Here is a 758-nt window from a genome sequence, read left to right as displayed (position 1 = left end):
CATTATTCCCCGAACACGGCACGGGATCTGCCCGTGGTCGAGGCACTACAAAAACTGGCGCATCAGTATCCGGCTTATGGTTTTAGACTGATGTTCAATAAGTTACGCCAGGCAGGGTTACTGTGGAATGCAAAGCGAGTTTACCGGGTTTATCGATTGTTAAAACTCAACCTTCGGCGAAAAGGGAAAAAACGCTTACCAAACCGGCATCCACAGCCGTTGGTTATTCCGCATAAAATGAACCACTGTTGGTCAGTTGATTTTATGAGTGATGCCCTGATCGACGGGCGGCGATTCAGGTTATTTAACGTCGTCGATGATTTTAATCGGGAAGCGCTGGCAATCGAGGTTGATTTGAATATACCTGCTCATCGCGTTGTACGCATCCTGGAGCGGTTAAGTGCTGAAAGAGGTTATCCGGCATTTATACGCAGCGATAACGGGCCAGAACTTACAGCCGCTGCTTTAGCTGAATGGGCAGAGTTGCACGGCGTGATACTCGATTTTATTCAGCCAGGCAGGCCAATGCAGAACGGATTTATTGAGCGATTTAACAAAACGCTACGCACAGAAATACTCAATATGTACCTGTTCAGAACACTGTCAGAAGTCCGTGTGCTAACAGAAGACTGGCGCGCAGAATATAACGAAGAACGTCCGCATAGCTCACTCGGTGATATGCCACCCGTTATCTATGCGAGGCAAAAACTGGCCGGAGATCCTCATTGGCGGTGGTACTAAAAACCGGAGGGACTACA

At 48.3% G+C, this 758-nt stretch carries 1 protein-coding gene; it reads left to right on the top strand.

The window, feature by feature from the left end; translation table 11 throughout:
* Window positions 1-741 (top strand): IS3 family transposase (locus IEV89_RS21540; RefSeq protein WP_188475545.1); only part of this gene is annotated, 741 nt, incomplete at its 5' end.
* Window positions 742-758: the final 17 nt, after the last annotated feature.

Origin of the sequence: Hafnia psychrotolerans, assembly GCF_014639435.1 — a bacterium.
Taxonomy (GTDB): Bacteria; Pseudomonadota; Gammaproteobacteria; order Enterobacterales; family Enterobacteriaceae; genus Ewingella; species Ewingella psychrotolerans.
Note: the sequence above shows the minus strand (reverse complement) of the source record. Positions and strands in the feature narration are given on the sequence as shown.